Consider the following 16367-nt stretch of genomic DNA (forward strand, 5'->3'; position numbering starts at 1 on the left):
GTTGATCATTCAATAACAATAAACAATACCAAAAAGGCACTTACGATCTGAATAAAGATCATAAGTGCCTTTTTATTGTGCAACTGTACGCTTGAGATTCGCTATACAGCCACTCTATTTCTTATTTAAGTTCTAACTTACCTACACGTACATTGACTTGTTGAATCCGTGGTAGGCCTGCCTGTTGATCTGCATATACTCCTTCATTATAGGTTACCCGGAAGCGACTTCCTACATTGGAAGAAGGATTGACTTCGATATCGCTTGCGCCTCCGACAGCATCCCCGACCACTGCATTAACAGTCAGATCGCCTTTAGCAAAAAAGCCTCCATCCAACCAGAATACCGATCCGACCCCATACAAATCTGCCGCAGCTTCGGTGTAAAAGAATCCTTTAATCGTTGTCGGTGTACTACTGAATGCTTCGATACGATTGAGTAAAATACCACCTTTGGACATTAAGACAACCTCTTTGCCATTTAACCCTTTGATTGTAGCGTCTTGAAGAACAGTTGTATAATCGGCTGGATTGCTTGGTTTCTTCATGACATAAATAGTTGCGTCCAAATCAGCTTCTCCCTGAATATTCACATTACCTGCGGTAAGCATATTGGCACGAATCTGAATCGAATTTTTCTGGTAATTATCAATCGTCAAATTCCCATTGAGCAAAAACCATTTTCCTGCTTTTTGTGCATAATTCAATTGATTAAAAGTAACGCCATCCAGTTCAAGATCACCGTTAAATAAAACAGATTGGTCTAGAGTAGCAAGTGTGACTTTAAGTTTAGCCATCTGTTCTTCATACGACTGCATAGCGGCAACCGCGGCATTGTATTGATCCCACTCGGTAGATGGAGCGCCTATTGCAGGACGAACGGGAGTAGCTGGCTTGGTGGGTAATGTTAATTGCTTGATGCCATACCGTTTAGCAACATCGGTCATCAGTTGAGCTGGGTTCTGTCCTGTATTGATGTACATCGTCTGGATATCATTTCGATTGACCGAGACCGCTTCAGCAATTTTGTCGATAAAGGTCTGATCCAGATTGACCTGTACGAATTTCTTTTTGTTTTTGATATTAACTTGTTCTAATGAAATGCCTAACACTCGTCCTAGACTATCATTAGCCAGTGTAGGGTCCATATTAATCGGCGTATACTGGTTACTGACTTTCTCCTCTTGAATCGCTTCTAACGATTGTACATAAGCATCTCCATTAAGATGTGGGTATTGAGTTGCTTTGGTATGACTGGCTGCTTTGTACGTATAGCGAGCCGTATGACTGGTCATCAGACCATCACCTGCGTAGATATTCCCTATAATATTGGGTGCTCCATTTAGAATCAGATTATGTTCTGAACCCAGTGCATAACTTAGAAATTCGGGAAACGTATCAATATTTACTTCTTGTACCAGTGTGCGAACTACACCATTTACATTGGCTTGCGCCGTTAAAGTAAGTGCATACCGGGTTAACTGGGCAGTTGCGCCTTTCTCTGGTCCTTTATAAACAATAGACATCAGCTTAGACTGTGATTGCCCTGCTCCTGAGACTTGCAGATCAGTACTCGTCTTCACACCTGCATTGATCTGATTCTGAATCTGTTGCGTAATACTCAGAATATCTGTATTTAGACTAATCGGATCAATATTTTGCTTCTGATCCAATTGAGCCGTAATATAAGCTACCGTTTCATCCAATGACTTCTGCGCTAGATGTAGACTTTGTACATCATTTTCCCGTGTTTCGGTGCGCTTGGCTCCACCTACGGTTGCACTTAATACTGCCAGACCCAATACAGTCAAGATCAGAACGACAAACATCACCATTACCAATGCCGATCCTTGTTCTTGCTTATATGGAACAGATCTACCGTTAGTATAGGTATGACCTAGCCAAAGCCGAATCTTGTGCGTCCACTTTCGAAATACAGACATGGATAACCTCCTTTTTCAACCTCTAGCCTTATCCCATGAGTATGGATTATCAAAATCCAAAATTACTTTCAAGCACTAGACTTTTACTCTGACCTTGTACTGTCTGAGCCAAAGCTAATTTGATCTGAATAATGCCGCTATTATAGACTGTTCGACCATCGGACTGAATCTGGATAAACGAACTATCTCCTAACTGAGACTGCACCGCTCTAACCTGATCTTTGGGAAGTACAATTGATGTTACTGTAGAAGAGCTACTAATACTCTGCAAATCACCGATATAGAGTGACCCTGCTTGCATATAAATATTCAAAGCTTCTATCGTACCTGTTCCACTCGTTATAGCAGGATCACGTTCCAGACGGATGCCTATATTTTTGCCATTTACAGTTAACTGACGAACTCGGTCTGGTGAAAAAGTGTATAGCTCTGTAATAATCGAAGACATCAAAATATCGCCTTCATCACGCAAAGAATTTTCAACTTTGATCTGGTTGTAACTACGCATTCCAAAATGAGCCACTCCATAGACCATCGTCATGACCATAGCTACCAACAGCAGTGTAGGAATCATTTCGACTAATGTAAATCCGTCCTGACGACGTAATCGATTAACGAATTTTCTCATCTGTGATATATCCCTCCACAATCGTTCCGACCTGACCTGCTTTTTCCTCAGGTCCATGTACACTGATCTGGATAGGAAGCAGATATGTTGATTCTTGGGCTTTGGCTGTACCTGTTGTACTGCTAGAAGTCGCTGTTGGAAGTAAGTTCTTCTGATACTGAATAGCGACTCGATATTGCACTCCATTAACAATCGGATTCAGTACCGCAGCTAACACTTGAGGTTGTTCCACCAGCGTAGCGTATAGACTGCAATTACTGATCGACTCACACTTTCGGCTATCGACAGTAGAATTGGATTGAAAATACGTTTTCCATGTATCAAAATCTTGCTTTTCGGTATAAACTAATGCGTTACGCGCCAGATTCACCATTACTGTTTTATTCGCATTCGTTTTGGCATAAGATAAAGAATCGCTAAAGTAAGACATCAATACTAATGAAACAATCGCCAGAATAACGATTGACGCCATCACTTCGATCAAGGTAAAGCCCTCTTCATATTTGCGATACTTTTTCATCGGTAGGCTCCTTTTTCTCTAGCTGTCATCATAGATGTAGCATCCGTTCATTAGAGATATGCTCTTATCTACTTCTTCGACCAATAACGCTCTTAACTTTATACATCCTTTTTCAATTTCAAATATAGACTCTTCCAGAAACGATAAAATGCCTGATGAATCGTCAAACCTTCCTAATTTTGTATACATCTATCTAACCGAAATAAAGACAAAGAAAAAAAGCACCTTATAGGTGCTTTATAGATCATGGTTATTTAAATAGCATAATATCTGTACTTAATAGGCTCTTTCTAGTAAAGCATCACACTGCTGAATAATCTCTTGTTGCGACGATTTACCAGACATTTCATTAATCAGCAACTCTTCAGACAACCGTTGCACTTCTCGTGCTCTTGGATATCTTCGGTCATAATAAGCCGATAACGCTTCAGATAACGAGTGATGTTGATCTATTTCCTCAGCTAACACAATCGCATCTTCGATAGCCATCGCTGCACCTTGCGCCAGATTGGGAGCACTGGCATGAGCCGCATCTCCGCCGATCACAACACGTTGGCTATACCATTTTTCTTTTAGCACAACCTGACGAATCATATTAAATAAGATAGGGCTATCCGGTTGGAAACAGTTGTTCAGGAAATCTTTTTTCCATTGAAACGGTTCTAACATATTGCGAACAGTATCATAACGCTGTTCTTTGGGATCACGATAATCTTCTTGAACAGGCTTCAGAATAAACATATATCCATCGGTAGCAGTCAGTGGGAATATACCTACTTTATTGTCTTCATTAAGTAACATATAACTTGTGGTAGTTAATGTACCCGCAGGAAACTCAATCGGTACACGCCATGAACCCATACCTAGATAAGACGATTGAACTTCACGCTGAAGCATAATATTACGTACCCGGGAATGAATACCATCAAAGCCTACCAGTAGATCGGCTTTTAAGATCGTATCATCTTCAAAATAAACCGTTATACCCTGTTCGTCTTCTTCATATGTTTTCAGCTTTTTATTCCACTGCATCGTCACACCCAGTGATAAAGCTTTGGTGAGCAAAATATCATTTAGACTGGAGCGCCAGATTGAATTACGCCCCGGTAAATCTTCATTAAGGAACTTCTGGTTCACTTCTAACAGTATCCGTCCTTCTTTGTTCAGGATCTGCATACTATCCAGTTGTACTCCATGCTCCAGACACTCTTCGTAGACACCCAAATCTTTTAACACTTTAAACGTATTCTGAGGTTGTGTAATGCCTGTACCCGCAGGTGCATCATGAGCACTACCTTCACATAGAGTTACATGTAGTCCAATTTTGCGTAGAGAGATTGCAGCAGACAATCCTCCGATTCCTGCTCCGATAATAATTACATTTTCTATAGTGTTCGACATAATGCAGCTCCTTCTGTGTAATAAAACAACTCGATGATTGAACAGCATTTTCAACTGCATCTAAAAGAATAGTTAAAAATAAGCTATATCCTATATTTTACATGTAAAATTTTTAATATGTAAGATTGCTATTTTTGCAAAAGTATGGACAAAGAAGTATATTATTGTCTATTTTCAAAATAATAAGAAATGATTATCCACTATTTTACTCTATCACCTCATCAATTTTAAGACCTCCAAAGCATCCACAAAACTAATATTATTTTTTTACTCATACGATGATGTAAATAGTGTTTTGTAGTGTTTAAAAAACGATTTAAGCACCTTAAAATCGTTGTTTTCAATCAACTTACTATATGTTACTATTCATGTGTCGATTCGAATCAGACAAATCTACAAATAGGAGTTTGATATGGAATTTATATTGTATCTTGTGCTTATTTTATTAGGGACTAAGATAGCTGGGCATGTGTCCGTTCGTTTAGGACAGCCTTCTGTGTTAGGCGAATTATTAATAGGGATTGTGCTGGGTCCTGCTGTATTAGGATGGATACATCAAGGTTCATTTATAGAGTATTTTGCTGAAATTGGTGTTCTGTTATTAATGTTTATGGCTGGGTTAGAAACAGATTTAGAACAATTAAAAAAGAATTGGAAATCGGCATTAGCTGTTGCTGTAAGCGGAATTATTCTTCCTCTGATGGGTGGATTTGGTGTAGGCGAATGGTTCGGATTTTCTGTAGCCCACTCTCTGTTCTTGGGGGTTCTATTAAGTGCTACATCCGTTAGTATTACAGTGCAAGTACTCAAAGAAATGAATAAACTAGATTCAAAAGAAGCTACAACTATTTTAGGAGCAGCAGTTGTAGACGATGTATTGGTTGTTATTTTACTAGCCATATTGACTAGCTTTTTCTCGGGTGGTGCTGGTGGAGATGTTTCTATTCAGTTCATTTTAATCAAAAAGATAATTTTCTTTGCTGTCATCTTTATCGTAGGCTGGTTAGTCATTCCAAAAGTGCTATTATGGATGTCTAAGTTCCGTGTAATGGAACCTGTATTAACTGTAGCTCTAGTCTTTTGCTTTGCTTTTGCTTACTTTGGAGAAACAATGGGGATTGCAGGTATTATTGGTGCATTTGCCGCAGGAATGGCTATTTCGCAGACTCCTTTTAGACATCAGGTTGAAATAAAAATCGAGCCGATCGCCTATTCTATATTTGTTCCTGTATTTTTTGTAAGTATTGGTCTTAATGTTTCTTTTGAAGGAGTTAGTCAGCAGATTGGATTGCTTATTATTCTGACTATTGTAGCTGTAGTAACCAAGCTTTTTGGTGGAGCGATTGGAGCAGGTTTAACAGGGTTTGATAAACGGTCTTCTTTTGCTATAGGTGCTGGAATGGTATCGCGTGGAGAAGTGGCTTTGATTATTGCCTCTACTGGTCTTAGCTCAGGCTTGCTTCTGCCTGAATTTTTCACAACGATGATTATTATCATTATTCTGACAACTTTGATTGCACCGCCAGTACTTAAGATATTATTTAGTCGTAATGATCCTGCTTTACCTGACAAATATATCTAGATCAGAGGAGGTAGTCATCATGAATGTAAAAAATCAAAGTTTAACCATAGCTTCTGTATTATTGCTTACCCTCACTATGACAGCCTGTCAAAAGCAAACCACGGTTCCAGCTACAGACTCGCAAGCCAAGCCAGTGGTATCTACGACTACAGAGAATCAACAGGTGGATAAAGATACGGTAGCAGACAGCACAGAATCTTCAAAAGACGAAGCAACAGCTTCAATCGAACAACGTGAATCTACGAAGTCTTTCGATATGGGAATGGGCGATAAACGGACAGCTACGCTTAAAAAGAGCAATGATTATTCATTATATGTGTTTGATGGATACACATTAGATACTACAACCCATCGTCTTCAATTAACGAATAATCCTAAATACTATGCCGACATTGAAAAATTATCTTCTGATTTCAACCTAGACGAGTTGCGCACGAAAGGTATAAAAGAATTGGCAACGTATGGCGAAGCAAAAGAATATAAAGGCGACCAGTTAGCTGAAGGGCCAATGGTAAAGGCAAGTTTACTTTTACAAGTTTCTGATGAAAAAGGATTGTATGATTATATTGTCTGGGAAGATGAACAGAGCAAAGATGCTTATATTTTCCGTGTACAGTCTCCAGAAGGCAAAGAATCTGAGACTTTCTTAACACCAGCCCTTACATCGTTATCAAGTATTGCATCTACCAGACAGCAGAATTAATACTATATGGGTTCAAATCGCATATTTGGCATCAAAAAAAGACTCTCGTTATGAGAGTCTTTCGTCTTTGCTAGGTGAGTTACCTCTATGTCTACTACGCTTGTTCCACTTGACTCAAATTCTTACTACGAGACAACTGAATTGCTTTACCTACTTCATGCAAAATAAAATCAACCGAAGCTGGATCATGAACATCGTATTGATCAATATTCAGACGTAACACCGGACATCCTGTAAATTCGTTAATCCACGTCGAATACCGCCCATGCATCTGCTCCCAGTAGGAACGCTCTGTCTCAATCTCCATCTGGCGACCACGTAGCTCAATTCGGCTCAAGATCGATGGCAGACTGCCTTCCAAGTAGACCAATACATCTGGATGCGGGAAATAAGGCGTCATGACCATCGCTTCGAATAAGCTTGTGTACGTCTCATAATCCGTAACAGACATGGTTCCTTTATCGGCATGCATTTTGGCAAAAATACCGGTATCTTCATAGATCGAACGATCTTGAACATAACCGCCACCTGCTTCAAAAATAGCTTTCTGCTCTTTAAATCGCTCTGCTAAAAAGTAGATCTGAAGATGAAAGCTCCACCGTTCGAAATCATGATAAAACTTTTCCAAATATGGATTGTGATCCACTTTTTCTAAAGATGTTTTGAAATTCAAGCGTTCTGCTAACACAGATGTTAATGTTGATTTACCTACACCTACAGTACCAGCGACAGTAATAAGTGCATTATCAGGTATGTTGTATTCGTTCATGTATAAGCTCCTTTAGATCAGAAGCAATCTGTGCGAAATGCTCCTTATTTTCCACAAAATCAATCAAATTACCATCAATCGTAATGATCTGAGTCGATGGTTCATTAATCGCAATCGAAGCCATCGCTTCTTCATAATCAAGAATCAATTGTTCCAAATACGCTGTATCCATCGATTGTTCAAAAGTACGTTCCCGCTTTTTGATGCGATATAATAACGTTTCTAGATCAGCACGGATATACAAAATAATATCAGGCTTAGGTAGATCATCGGTTAACAAATGGTAGATTTGACGGTATTTATCCCGTTGGACACCTTTCAGTGTACGTTCTGAAAAAATCAAATTCTTATAGATATGATAATCGGAAATAACAGGCTTATGATTGGCTATATATTGTAGTCCGGTATCTTCCAATTGCTTATAACGATTACAGAGAAAAAACATCTCTAGCTGAAAGCTCCATTCGTCGATATTCTCATAAAACTTACCGAGAAAAGGGTTTTCTTCTACAATTTCTTTGATAATCGAGATATTCATTTCCTGAGCTAACATCGTTGCAAGTGTTGTTTTACCAGCACCAATAGCGCCTTCTACAGCAATAAACGGGGTTTGTTTCATAGATGTGGATGTCCTTCCTGTTACAATAATCTTCAAACAGACTTATGTATTGTATCACAAGAAGAACGATTGTAGCTGTCTATGTTAAGAAGTTTTTTGCTCAATATAGGCTTCTAATAATTTGGCGAATCGTCCGATATGAATCGGCTTGGTAATATATTGTTCAAATCCAGCAGCTTTCCCTTTGCGAATATCTTCTTCCAGTACAAAAGCACTGATCGCCCATACGGGTATCGTCGATGTTCGAGAATCTGCTTTCAATTGAGTCAGACCTTCATATCCGTTCATGCCTAGAAAATGAATATCAGATAATATTAAAAAAGGTTGTGTTTGTATCGCCAATCCAATACCTTCTTGAATCGTAGATGCTTCTAACAACTCAACAGATGGCAATTTCTTTTTAATCAAATGACGCATCAGTAACATATTAACTCCATCATCTTCAATATATAGAATCTGGATTTTGGTAGGTTGCATGTAATCCTTCCTTTCTAAAAAAGAAAAAGCCGAAAAAGAGGTTGTTTCACCTCTTTTTCGGCTTAATTCCAGCGCATATATAATGTCTGTATCATTACCGTATATTTATATCGTTCAGTATTCTTTATTCTTCAAAAACATATACAACCATACTCTGATCACGTTCAAAGTTCCAATCCGCATACAGGTCGACTAATTTCTTTTGTAAAATACATTCCAGATCGACGTGTTGTTCTAACAACCGCTTTTCTAGTTTACGTTTGGTTGACTTCAATATATTTTCATAACCGAGATCAATTAATTCTTTTTCAAGTAATATGGTTATACCCTTTCGAAAGATAATTAACAATCTAGGATGAACCCACCAGGAGTCGATAAAAGCAGGTGTTTTCTGAACTTCAGCAGTTACTTTCATCACTTGATCATGGATTTCATTTTTCCCTTGATAATCTTCTGTCTCCATCCAGCTAGAACCGAACAAGCCAGCGATCACGCCGGAAGAATTGTGCAAACCCCAATCATAATACATATCTGTCACTTTCAGATCTAAATGGTCATTTAAAAACACTTTAAGCTCAGGTAACATAGATTTCATAATCAGTTCTCGTGTATAACGAAAAGCTTGTTCTTCCTCTTGGCTCAATAAAAATTCCTCTACCGGACTCAAAAAGTTCCGTAAATGAATCAAAATGCAGCGATCGGACAGAACAATATGTACTGATTCTGGTCCTTTACCAAAGCGTTTTCTTAGCATTTTACTAACAAAACTGGTTGCTTGGCTTACCAATTCATTGTATTGCATACCTTTGCCTCCATACGAATATACTCCATTTTGCTCTATCATTCACATGGAGTGTAAAGATCACAATACAATAAACTCAAATGTGCATATTCAATATAATGATATTCAAAAAGGAATTAAGATTCCCTTGCTAAAGTATTATAGCATTTTACGATGTTAACCACTAGCCCATTTCGTTATTCTTCAAACGTATACATAATCATACTATGATCGTTCTCAAAACTCCAATCCACATAAAGATCAGCTATTTTTTTGTTGAAAATAGGTTCGATCTGAATTTCCTGCTCTAATAACATTTTCTCGATTTTCCCTTTAGTCATCCGTAACATATTTTCATAACCCAGACCAATCAGTTCTTTTTCCAAAAGAATAGTGGTTCCTTTACGAAGAATAAACAATGTTTTGGAGTTGATCCACCAGGAGTCCATCCATGTCGGAGGTTTTTGCAATTCAGTCGTGGCTCTTATAATCTCACGATGTAATTCTTCTTTACCTTCATAGTCTTCTTGAGTAGCATTGAAATCATAATCCAGCAATCCTACAATCACTCCCGAAGCGTTATATATCCCCCAGTCATAGTACAGATCAACGACTTTTAATTCTAACTCTTCGGTCATAAAATTTCTAAGTTCAGGCAACATCGATTTCATAATCAATTCACGCGTATAACGAAAAGCTTGTTCTTCTTCCTGACTTAGCAAAAACTTTTCAACTGGACTTAAAAAGTTTTTGAGATGTAAAATGATACATTGTTCACATAAATACACAGATACCGCTTCAGGCCCCTTACCGAAACGATTTCTTAATAATTTTGTAGTATAACTTGTGGTTTGATTAATTAATTTTTTCCGATTCAATGATTACACTCCCAATATAATATCCCAGTTCCATTCCTAGATTTGGGTATGTTACATCATTTAGTATCTGTACAACGGCTATACAGATACTTGTACATCTGTTTAAAGTAAAAGATTTGGCTTGGCAAACATCATTCTTAGTTTACTAATTCGTATTTATAGTTCCAACCGTTACCGTATTTTTAATTAATTTCACTATTTTTTGTACATCATATGGCTTCGTAATATACTTTTCAAATCCTGCATTCAGCCCATTTTTGATATCCGATTCAAAAACACTTGCGCTAACTGCCCAGATCGGAGTAGGTTCTTGAACCATCCATGACTTAATTTCTTTCAAAGCTGTAAATCTATCTTGATCGGGTAATCCTATATCTAATAAAATTAACGATAATTTACGCTCTTTAGCAATCTCGATACCTTGTCTAGCCGTCGTGGCTTCAATTAATTTGAGCGAAGGTAACTTTTTCAAAAAGATATGACGCATCAAGGCTAGATTAATTTCATCATCCTCAATATAAAGAACCTCATTTTGTACTTGGTTCATATTCATCGATATGCCTCCTTTAAATAAAAATAGACCGAAGAAAAGGTAGTTTCACCTGTTCTTCGGCCTAATTTCAGCGCATAATCATGTCTGAATCATTACCGATCATATATTCTTTATCGTTATATTATTTAAACGTATACACAAACGTACTATGATCTAGATCAAAATCCCAATCAATATAAATATCCGCCAATTTTTTGTCAAACAATTGACCTAAGTTCGTATTTTTTTTAAGCAATCCTTTTTCTAACTTTCGTTTAGCGACTCTCAATTGCTGTTCATATCCCAATTTAAACAGTTCTTTCTCTAGAAGTATGGTTATACCCTTTCGAAAGATAACTAAAATTTTGGAGTTGACCCACCATGAATCAATATAAGAGCTTCTTTTTTGAACGATGGAAGTGACATCAAGTATCTGATCATGTGCTTCTTGTTTGCCATTATAATCTATAGGTTCTTCAAAATGAGCCGTATCCAAGCCAACAATAATTCCCGAAGCGTTATGAATACCCCAATCATAATATAACTCATCTACCGTTAGATTTAAATCCTCATTCAAAAAATTCTTTAATTCAGGCAACATTGATTTCATGATCAATTCACGAGTGTAACGGAAAGCTTGTTCTTCTTCTTGATTTAACAAAAATTTTTCGACAGGGCTAATAAAATTGTTGAGATGAAAAATAACGCATTTGCCTGTTACATAGACTGATATAGATTCTGGACCTTTTCCGAAGCGGCTTCTTAATAACTTGGTCGTATAGCTAGTTGCTAAACTAACCAGTTGCTGATCATTCACTAGACACGCTCCTACCTGATCCTATATCTATTCAGTTTCATTAATAAATATAGGTACTACCTTTATTTACAAACAACTTATTTTACAATTATAACCAACTTCTCTATCAAAAATATATTTATTAGAATAATTAGTTCTTTTGTACGCATAATATGAATAGTATGATCCACAACTTTTGCTCATCACTGTCTATGGTCTTATAAAGAATAGTTTAAATTGTAGGCATTACATTACCGCCAGTGACAGGAATATAAGCACCTGTAATATAACTGGCTAGATCAGAAGCAAGAAAAACTACAACATTGGCGATCTCTTGATCGGTTCCTCTGCGTTGCAAAGGTACCTGACGAATGTACGCACTATCTTGCCTTTCAGAAGGGTCTATGCCAAGATCACGCTCGCTTAATGTCCAACCAGGAGCGACTTGATTGACTGTAATCTGATGCTCGCCTATTTCTTTGGCAAGAATGCGATAAATCCCGTCCATACCACGTTTTCCAGCTACATATGCTGATTGCGTCGGTCCATTTTGCATCGCACATTCCGTATTAATCCCGATCATTCTACCGTATCGTTGCTCTATCATATGAGGAACGAATACTTTAGCTAGATGGACGGCTTGTAACACCGTTGTCTGGAATTGATCTATATAATCCTGCATATTTTGTTCTAAAATAGATGTCCATTCATACTGCGAAACAGCATTACCTACAACAATATCAGGCATAACGAAATTTGTCGATAATGTATGCTTCATTTGAACTACATCATCCATGTTCCCTATATCTGCTTGGACAATAAAAACAGAACGTCCTAGCTGCTGCAATTCTTGTTGTAACAACGAAGCTTGTTCTTGATTACGAAAATAATGAAGAATCAGATTAGCACCACTTTGAGCCAATGTACGTGCCATAACACGACCTAACTGACCTGTTGCTCCTGTGACTAATGCTGTTTTACCACTCAAATCGATCGCAATCATAAGGTGCCTCCCTATACTTCTACTTTTAGCTTAATAGGTCTTAGCGTTGTGGCATAATTCATTATTTATACAGATGTTAGAAATTATAGTATAAAAATAGGATCAAGTCCAAACCCTATAGAAATGATGCTCAAACGATATAGTACGGAATTACTTTATTTGGTAAAATGATTAAGATTATGGTGTTTTGCTTGGCAAAAATCATTCTTTTATTTGATTCGGTCGCGTTTATAGGGCCAAACGCTGAGGTAAGATATTTTGCTTTGCAAAAATCATTTTTTCATTTTATTCGGTCGCGTTTATAGGGCCAAACGCTGAGGAGGAATGAAGTTGAATAGGATAGTTAAATTGGGGTTGTGTCATACTTTGTTGATGGGTAGTCTTGTTATGCCTGTATTGCCGTTTACCTCTTCGGTAGCTCAAGCTGCTACAAGTGGTGGGGTGAGCATTATGTTGGATGGGTATGCTTTGCCTTTTCCTGTTCAGCCTGTCGCTATTAAAGGGACAACGATGGTTCCATTCCGTGCGATATCAGAAGCGCTAGGGATTAACGTACATTGGAATCAAGCTTCCAAAACGATTACAGCTACCAAAAAAGAAGCTACTACTACTAAAAAAGTCGTTTTAACGATGGGCAGTACACAAGCTACAGTCGATGGCAAAACTGTTTCTTTAGCGTTAGCACCACAGACGATTAGTAACAATACAATGATTCCACTCAGCTTCTTCAGTCAGCAATTCGGAGCAGGTGTGCAATGGAACCAAGCTACGAAGACTGTCTCGATTACGTCTCCTCAAGAAGATCTGTATACGATGGGATTCTACGCATTATCTTCATATGATGAGCGTGCGATGATTCCTGATTTTGATACGATGGCATTTGGTTGGAGTCGTATTGATCTGAATGGGAAATTCACGATTGCTGATACAGGCAAAGAATATCGCTGGCCTCAATCCGCAGGTGCTGATACACCAGAGTCGATTATTCAGAATACCGCAACACAAGGCACTTCACCTTATCTGATGGTCTATGCTGTTGACGGACATGGCGAATTGACCAAGAATCTGGAAGATCTTACACTACAGCAACAAACGATCAAAGGTATTGTCGATACCGCTACGCAAAAAGGATTTAAAGGAATTGTACTCGATTTCGAAGGCTTAGGATTAACCGGAGATAAGCTTCAAGCGCAGAAAGACTATAATGCATTTATCAAAAACATAGCTACTCAAGCTCATCAAAAAAATCTTAAATTAACCGTTGTGCTTCACCCACTTAACAGCTCTTATCAAGGATATGATTATCGCACTTTAGGTACGTTAGCAGATGATATTATTATTATGGCATATGCTTATGATAATGAAAAAAGCCCTGAACCCCTTGTCAAAGTCGATGAAGCCATCACATTAGCATTAAAACAGATCAATAAAAATAAGCTGATTCTAGGTATTTCTTTAGGTAGCGAAAATGCTGATTCGGTCAATTCCAAAATCGGTCTAGCCAAACGTTATGATCTCAAAGGCATCTCGATCTGGCGATTAGGTATTGTAGGTCAAGCCGCATGGAATACTATGCATGAATCTATCGAGTTCAAATAAGCTTAATATCTATTATTCAAAAAGCTTTTTCCTTATGTTTAGGAGAAAGCTTTTTTATTTAAATGATTATAATACATCCATTCATTCTCACGTTGTTATATGTTATATTGATACCCGTACTTATTTTCAGATCAAATAAAAGGAGATGTTACAGTGAAAAGTATAGCTATATTTTGCGGATCAAATGATGGAGCATTATCCGCTTATCGAGAACATGCTATCGCTTTAGGACATGAGCTAGCTAATCGTGGCATTACACTGATCTATGGTGGGGCTAGTGTAGGATTGATGGGTGCAGTAGCTGATGCTGTTTTAGAAAAAGGAGGTAACGTGATCGGAATATTACCTCATTTTCTCCAGACTCGTGAAATCGCCCATAAACATCTGACTGAATTGATCGTTGTCGATTCTATGCATGAACGCAAAGCCAAAATGGCAGAAATGTCGGATGGATTTATCGTGTTACCCGGTGGTCCTGGTACGATGGAAGAATACTTCGAGATTTTTACATGGGCGCAATTAGGATTGCATGAGAAACCTTGTGGACTGATGAATATAGAGCATTATTATGATCCATTAGTTGCCCTTTTCGATCAGATGGCGAATCAACGATTTATGCAACAAAAGTATCGAGAAATGGTAATCGTCGATACCACTCCTGAAGGCATACTGGATCAATTTGCTCATTATAAGCATCCATCGGTCAAAACGTATCTGACTGAAGATCGTACATAAATAATGATGTATCTATAAAAATAAAGAAGCAGCATCGTCCCTATTCGGAATGATCTGCTTCTTTGTTAGATACCCTTATTGTTTTCTCCATCTCGCAATACTCCAGATGAGCAGTGACAACAGCATAAAGACTCCGCCGGATAGACTCACAGCACTCCAACCGCCGATTTTCCACATATAACTACTTACGGACGAGCCGATTGCTCCACCGAGAAATGTACTCACCATCAACACCGTATTCAGACGGCTACGTGCACTATCATTTAAAGCATAGATCCGGGCTTGGTTAGAAACTTGTGCTCCTTGCACGCCTAGATCCAGTAGGACGATTCCGATCATAAGACCGATTAAGCTACCACCCCACCAGCCGAAAAAGGCAAAGGAAATCAGCGTGATCGTTATCATACACCCTATAATCCATTTGGGTTGTATACGATCTGCGATACGTCCCACTACAGGAGCACCTAATGCACCGACCACGCCCACCAGTCCGAATAAGCCTGCAATCTGACTACTATAATGATAAGGCTCTCCTTCAAGGTAAAAGCTAAGCGATGTCCAGAATACACTAAATGAAGCAAAATTCAGCGCACCAATCAGTGCACCTTCACGTAGCACAGCATACTGGCGAATCAATCCACCCATGGATACGACCAGTTCGCGATATGTCGATTTCATCAATGGCTCTACATGAGGTAATTTGCGTCGTAAAACGAGAAACAGGATGAACATTAAGATTGCTGCTATACCATACATCCAGCGCCATCCCCATGTGCCACCGATTAATCCTGAGATTGTTCGAGCTAGCAAGATGCCGAATAATAATCCACTCATCACGGTTCCGATTACTTTACCCCGCTGTTCCGGTGTAGCCAGTTGAGCTGAGAAAGGAACTAAAATCTGCGGAACAACAGTAGTCAGCCCTATCGCAAAGCTAGCAATATACATCCACACAATATGAGTAGAAACTGCCGCCGCTAACAGCGAGATCGTAACCAAAATCAACAAGGTTGAAATAAGCTTACGTCGCTCTCGAATATCACCTAAAGGTACAAATAGCAACATCCCTAACGCATATCCAATCTGTGTAAACGTAGAGATATATCCTGCTCGATCCCGACTAATACCGAATGAAGTCGCCATATCTGCAAGCAGTGGCTGATTATAGTATAAGTTAGCCACTGCTAACCCTGACGCAATCGCCATAATCCATAATAAACTTTGGCGGAGCACAAATGGTTGTGATTGTTCTGTATTCATAAGCGACCCCTTTATATTCATTTTCGCTTTATGATTATACCTTATAATTCAATTAATGATATTCAAAATTTGGTATATCCTTTTACAGTCCAAACAAAAAACTATATTCTATATAGCGCTATCTCAAACGCTATCTGAATAT

The 16367-nt window shown here is 38.4% G+C and carries 17 protein-coding genes; 4 read left to right on the top strand and 13 right to left on the bottom strand.

Features of this window, described 5'->3' with window-relative positions; translation table 11 throughout:
* Positions 1 to 121: 121 nt before the first annotated feature.
* The 4 genes from PTI45_RS06865 to PTI45_RS06880 form a co-directional block, all read right to left on the bottom strand.
* Positions 122 to 1942, bottom strand: a complete 1821-nt coding sequence (locus tag PTI45_RS06865) for a hypothetical protein (protein WP_069326794.1) — start codon at positions 1940 to 1942, stop codon at positions 122 to 124.
* Between the two features lie 49 nt (positions 1943 to 1991).
* Positions 1992 to 2570, bottom strand: a complete 579-nt coding sequence (locus PTI45_RS06870; RefSeq protein WP_069326795.1) for a PulJ/GspJ family protein — start codon at positions 2568 to 2570, stop codon at positions 1992 to 1994.
* On the bottom strand, positions 2554 to 3090 hold the full coding sequence (locus PTI45_RS06875) for a type IV pilus modification PilV family protein (protein WP_069326796.1): 537 nt from the start codon (positions 3088 to 3090) through the stop codon (positions 2554 to 2556). Before PTI45_RS06875 ends, PTI45_RS06870 begins: the two co-directional genes overlap by 17 nt.
* Positions 3091 to 3366: 276 nt before the next feature.
* Positions 3367 to 4491: an FAD-dependent monooxygenase gene (locus PTI45_RS06880; RefSeq protein WP_069326797.1), complete on the bottom strand. Its 1125-nt coding sequence runs from the start codon at positions 4489 to 4491 to the stop codon at positions 3367 to 3369.
* A gap of 412 nt (positions 4492 to 4903) precedes the next feature.
* Here PTI45_RS06880 and PTI45_RS06885 point away from each other — a divergent pair, with 412 nt between their 5' ends.
* Positions 4904 to 6073: a cation:proton antiporter gene (locus PTI45_RS06885; protein ID WP_069326798.1), complete on the top strand. Its 1170-nt coding sequence runs from the start codon at positions 4904 to 4906 to the stop codon at positions 6071 to 6073.
* A 19-nt stretch (positions 6074 to 6092) separates the two neighbouring features.
* Positions 6093 to 6776, top strand: a complete 684-nt coding sequence (locus PTI45_RS06890; protein WP_069326799.1) for a hypothetical protein — start codon at positions 6093 to 6095, stop codon at positions 6774 to 6776.
* A gap of 94 nt (positions 6777 to 6870) precedes the next feature.
* Here the strand turns inward: PTI45_RS06890 and PTI45_RS06895 are convergent, their stop codons facing one another.
* From PTI45_RS06895 to PTI45_RS06930, 8 genes are all read right to left on the bottom strand, one after another.
* Positions 6871 to 7545 carry a deoxynucleoside kinase gene (locus PTI45_RS06895; protein ID WP_069326800.1) on the bottom strand — a complete coding sequence of 225 codons (675 nt, stop codon included), beginning with the start codon at positions 7543 to 7545 and terminating at the stop codon, positions 6871 to 6873.
* Positions 7523 to 8164 carry a deoxynucleoside kinase gene (locus tag PTI45_RS06900; protein ID WP_069326801.1) on the bottom strand — a complete coding sequence of 214 codons (642 nt, stop codon included), beginning with the start codon at positions 8162 to 8164 and terminating at the stop codon, positions 7523 to 7525. The genes PTI45_RS06895 and PTI45_RS06900 overlap by 23 nt, the downstream gene beginning before the upstream one ends.
* A gap of 84 nt (positions 8165 to 8248) precedes the next feature.
* Positions 8249 to 8641, bottom strand: a complete 393-nt coding sequence (locus PTI45_RS06905) for a response regulator (RefSeq protein ID WP_069326802.1) — start codon at positions 8639 to 8641, stop codon at positions 8249 to 8251.
* A 124-nt stretch (positions 8642 to 8765) separates the two neighbouring features.
* Positions 8766 to 9485, bottom strand: a complete 720-nt coding sequence (locus PTI45_RS06910; protein ID WP_241669266.1) for a Na-translocating system protein MpsC family protein — start codon at positions 9483 to 9485, stop codon at positions 8766 to 8768.
* A 134-nt stretch (positions 9486 to 9619) separates the two neighbouring features.
* Positions 9620 to 10300, bottom strand: a complete 681-nt coding sequence (locus tag PTI45_RS06915) for a Na-translocating system protein MpsC family protein (protein ID WP_069326804.1) — start codon at positions 10298 to 10300, stop codon at positions 9620 to 9622.
* A 145-nt stretch (positions 10301 to 10445) separates the two neighbouring features.
* On the bottom strand, positions 10446 to 10853 hold the full coding sequence (locus tag PTI45_RS06920; RefSeq protein ID WP_069326805.1) for a response regulator: 408 nt from the start codon (positions 10851 to 10853) through the stop codon (positions 10446 to 10448).
* Between the two features lie 121 nt (positions 10854 to 10974).
* Positions 10975 to 11649, bottom strand: a complete 675-nt coding sequence (locus PTI45_RS06925) for a Na-translocating system protein MpsC family protein (protein WP_069326806.1) — start codon at positions 11647 to 11649, stop codon at positions 10975 to 10977.
* Positions 11650 to 11860: 211 nt separating this feature from the next.
* On the bottom strand, positions 11861 to 12631 hold the full coding sequence (locus tag PTI45_RS06930; protein ID WP_175425135.1) for an SDR family NAD(P)-dependent oxidoreductase: 771 nt from the start codon (positions 12629 to 12631) through the stop codon (positions 11861 to 11863).
* 387 nt (positions 12632 to 13018) lie between these two features.
* Here PTI45_RS06930 and PTI45_RS06935 point away from each other — a divergent pair, with 387 nt between their 5' ends.
* Together PTI45_RS06935 and PTI45_RS06940 are read left to right on the top strand one after the other, a co-directional pair.
* A complete protein-coding gene (locus PTI45_RS06935) occupies positions 13019 to 14230 on the top strand; it encodes a stalk domain-containing protein (protein ID WP_425415571.1) in 1212 nt (403 codons plus the stop codon).
* Positions 14231 to 14383: 153 nt separating this feature from the next.
* Complete coding sequence (locus PTI45_RS06940) at positions 14384 to 14965, top strand: LOG family protein (RefSeq protein WP_069326808.1); 582 nt, start codon at positions 14384 to 14386, stop codon at positions 14963 to 14965.
* A 75-nt stretch (positions 14966 to 15040) separates the two neighbouring features.
* On the opposite strand, the gene PTI45_RS06945 is transcribed toward PTI45_RS06940, so the two are convergent.
* Positions 15041 to 16225: an MFS transporter gene (locus PTI45_RS06945; protein ID WP_139129221.1), complete on the bottom strand. Its 1185-nt coding sequence runs from the start codon at positions 16223 to 16225 to the stop codon at positions 15041 to 15043.
* Positions 16226 to 16367: the final 142 nt, after the last annotated feature.

Origin of the sequence: Paenibacillus nuruki, from assembly GCF_001721045.1 — a bacterium.
GTDB lineage: Bacteria > Bacillota > Bacilli > Paenibacillales > Paenibacillaceae > Saccharibacillus > Saccharibacillus nuruki.